4 protein-coding genes are annotated in these 3,414 nt (G+C 66.9%); 3 read left to right on the forward strand and 1 reads right to left on the reverse strand.

Going from position 1 to position 3,414, the window contains the following annotated elements; genetic code table 11:
* Positions 1-14: 14 nt before the first annotated feature.
* Genes ACRDUX_RS30620 through ACRDUX_RS30630 form a run of 3 tightly spaced genes read left to right on the forward strand, consistent with a single transcriptional unit; the run spans position 15 to position 2,539 of the window.
* A complete protein-coding gene (locus tag ACRDUX_RS30620; protein ID WP_526419568.1) occupies positions 15-875 on the forward strand; it encodes an NAD(P)-dependent oxidoreductase in 861 nt (286 codons plus the stop codon).
* 4 nt (positions 876-879) lie between these two features.
* Positions 880-1,323: a carboxymuconolactone decarboxylase family protein gene (locus ACRDUX_RS30625; RefSeq protein ID WP_526419562.1), complete on the forward strand. Its 444-nt coding sequence runs from the start codon at positions 880-882 to the stop codon at positions 1,321-1,323.
* A complete protein-coding gene (locus ACRDUX_RS30630; RefSeq protein WP_526419564.1) occupies positions 1,313-2,539 on the forward strand; it encodes a hypothetical protein in 1,227 nt (408 codons plus the stop codon). Before ACRDUX_RS30625 ends, ACRDUX_RS30630 begins: the two co-directional genes overlap by 11 nt.
* On the opposite strand, the gene ACRDUX_RS30635 is transcribed toward ACRDUX_RS30630, so the two are convergent.
* On the reverse strand, positions 2,526-3,414 hold an 889-nt coding region (locus tag ACRDUX_RS30635; RefSeq protein WP_526419566.1), incomplete at its 5' end, for an MFS transporter. The two genes, ACRDUX_RS30630 and ACRDUX_RS30635, sit on opposite strands and share 14 nt — an antisense overlap.

A 3,414-nucleotide genomic window follows, 5' to 3' on the forward strand; every position in this document is an offset into this window, starting at 1 on the left:
GGGCAGATCATCCGATGACCGACGACGTGAAACTGGGGTACATCGGGTTGGGGAACCAGGGCGCACCGATGGCGAAGCGACTCGTCGACTGGCCCGGCGGACTGATCGTCTTCGACGTGCGCGCGGAGTCGATGACCCCGCTCGCCGAAGCCGGCGCCAACCTGGCGGACAACATTGCCGACGTAGCCGTCGCCGACGTGATCAGCGTGACCGTGCTGACGGACGAGCAGGTCCGTACCGTCGTGACCGAACTAGCCGCGCATGCCAAGCCAGGCACGGTGATCGCGATTCACTCGACGATCGAGCCGACCACAGCCGGTGAGCTCGCCGAGCAGCTGCGCCCCAAGGGGATTCACGTCGTTGACGCTCCGGTGAGTGGTGGAGCCGGTGCGGCGACCAAGGGCGAGTTGGCCGTCATGGTCGGCGCGTCCGACGACGCCTACGAGAAGGTCAAACCCGTGTTCAAGCAGTGGGCGTCGATGGTGGTCCGCGCCGGAGAGCCGGGAGCGGGTACCCGGATGAAGCTGGCCAGAAACATGCTGACCTACATCGGTTTCGCCGCTGCGTGCGAGGCATCGAAGCTGGCGGAGGCGGCTGGCATCGACCTGCAGAAGCTGGGTCGGGTGGTGCGGCACAGCGATGCGCAGAGCGGCGGCCCCGGCGCGATCATGGCCCGCGACGACACCAAACCCTTGCAGCCCGACCACTTCCTGTACGACATGTTCGTCCACACGCGTGGTCTGGCCGACAAGGACCTACGGTTGGCCCTGGAGCTCGGAGCGGCCACCGGGGTGGACCTTCCACTGGCCGAGATCGCGCTGCGGGACCTGGCATCCGGACTCGGTGTACCGCATACGACTTCGACGAAGGGTTAGCTCCGTGGACGAACTTCGCAAGAAGGGCCTCGAGAAGATGAACGAGGTCTACGGCTGGGAGATGCCCAACATCGAGGGTGATCCCTACTTCGATCTGACCGTCGACCATCTGTTCGGTTCGATCTGGACCCGTCCCGGTCTCTCGATGCGCGACAAGAGGCTGCTCACCCTGGCGGTGGTGACGGCACAGGGTCGCCAGGATCTCGGCGAGGTCCAGGTGAACGCGGCGCTGTTCAACGAGGAATTCACCGAGGACGAACTGAAAGAGGTGGCGATCTTCCTGACGCAGTACGTCGGCTTCCCACTCGGCTCCGGGCTCAACGGCACCGTCAGCAAGGTTGCGGGTAAGCGCCGCAAGGCGGCCGAGAAGGGTGAGGGTGAGGACAAGCGGGCAAATGTGAGCGCAGCCGTGAAGATGAATACGGGGAAGACACTCGATGATGAGTAGATATGCCGCGCTCTCGCGCGACGAGCTGGCGACCCTGGTCCCCGAGCTGCTGCTGATCGGTCAGTTGATCGACCGGTCCGGAATGGCGCACTGCATCAGCGCATGGGGCCGTGACGAGATGTTGCAGATCGCCATCGAGGAGTGGGCCGCGGCCAGCCCGCTCTACACCAAGCGGATGCAGAAGGCGCTGAAGTACGAGGGCGTCGACGTCATCACCATCTTCAAGGGGCTGCAGCTCGACATCGGCGCCCCACCGCAGTTCATGGACTTCCGGTACACCGTGCACGACCGGTGGCACGGCGAGTTCCACCTCGACCACTGTGGGGCACTGCTCGACGTCGAGCCGATGGGCGAGGACTACGTCCAGGGCATGTGCCACGACATCGAGGATCCCACCTTTGACGCGACCGCGCTGGCCACCAACCGCAAGACCCAGGTGCGGCCCATCCACCGGCCGCCGAGGACGCCGGCCGACCAGCACCCGCACTGCCGGTGGACGGTCATCATCGACGAGTCCTATCCCGAGGTGCCGTTCATTCCGGCGATGGACGTCGTCGGCGCCAGCCGCGCATACTCGTGCGAACTCGACCCGATCGATCCGAACGACCAAGGCGTGCCGGACTATTCGGGCCCGCTGTTGTCCGACGTCGACTTCGGCGCGTTCTCCCATTCGGCGCTGGTCCGCATCGCCGACGAGGTGTGCCTCCAGATGCACCTGCTTGTGCTGTCCTTCACGCTCGCCGTCCGGGCGCGTGCGGGTGGCGACGTGGCGCTGGAGGAATCGATCCGCACGAAGCAGCTGATCGGCATCGCAGGCATCGCCGCCGAGCGCATTCACCAGGCACTGAAGCTGCCAGGTGGAGTCAAGGGCGCGCTGCGTGTCCTCGAACTGCACCCGCTGCTGAACCCGGCGGCCTACGTGTCGGTGGACGTCGACTCGGAGTTCCTGCACGTGCGCCGCTCACCGGCGTATGAGGACGGCGCCTGGATCTCGCTGGTCTCCCCGGTGGCCGACAAGCCGCTGCAGGCCATCGTCAACGCCGTCGATCCGTGCCTGCGGGCTGAGGTCACCGGCACGGCATCCGACTGGACGGTGCGCGTGATCGAGACCGACACCCCGGCAAAGGAATTGGGCGAGGTCGCCGTGACCAGGTTCTCCGGCGGTGCGTCATGGGTCTTCGAGAACCGGAAGTCGTTGCCGCTCACGGTCGTTTGATCAAGCGGTCACCAGCCCAGACGGCGAGGGCGGCCACGGCGAACGCGGTTCCGACGAGGCTCGCCCCGGTCCACCCGGCATGGGCGTAGGCGACGGTGGCGGCGATGGCCCCAGCGCCGGTGCCGATCGAGTAGTAGACCATGTAGCCGCCGATGAGGCGAGTGGTCGCGGTGGGGTCGGACTCCACGATGAGGTGCTGGTTGATGACGTGAATTCCCTCGCCGGCGAAGTCGAGGACGATGAGGCCGATCACGAGCAGTAGTAGCGAATTCGGGGTTTGGGCGATGGCCAGCCACGACCCGAGGAAGGCGATCAGCATCGCGCCGGTGGCGACCTCGGCGCGGCCGCGGTCGGCCCAGCGGCCCGCGCCCGACGCGCCGAGTGCCCCGGCCGCCCCGACGATGCCGAAGAGGCCGATCTGCCACGTCGTCAAGTCCCACGGCGCGGCAGCCAGCGGCAACGCCATCGCCCCCCATGCCGCGCCGAAACTCGCGAACATCAGTCCGCCGATGAGGCTCCGGATGCGAAAAGTCCTGTCGCGCATGGTCAGCACCACGACCGAGGCAACGGCGAGATGGTACGGCACGACGTCCTTGGCGATGGTGTCGCGCGGGAGCGCCAGGGCCAGCCCCGCGGCGACACCGAGCATGACCACCGCAGCGGTTCCGAAGACCGCACGCCACCCCCAAAGGTCGGCGATGGACCCGGAGACGGTGCGCGCCAGCAGAATACCGATGACCACGCCGCTGGTCACCACGCCGACGGTGCGTCCGCGCCGGCCTGGTGGACTGGCCGCTGCGGCGAATGCGGTGATGACCTGAACGACCGTGGATGCGGCGCCGAAGATGGCGGAGCAGACGAGGAACGTCCATGCC

The organism is Mycobacterium sp. (assembly GCF_050701675.1).
Lineage (GTDB): Bacteria > Actinomycetota > Actinomycetes > Mycobacteriales > Mycobacteriaceae > Mycobacterium.

Coding starts and splice junctions, on each gene's coding strand:
- ACRDUX_RS30630 (WP_526419564.1), top strand. CDS start 1,313: ATGATGAGTAGATATGCCGCGCTCTCGCGCGACGAGCTGGCGACCCTG.
- ACRDUX_RS30620 (WP_526419568.1), top strand. CDS start 15: ATGACCGACGACGTGAAACTGGGGTACATCGGGTTGGGGAACCAGGGC.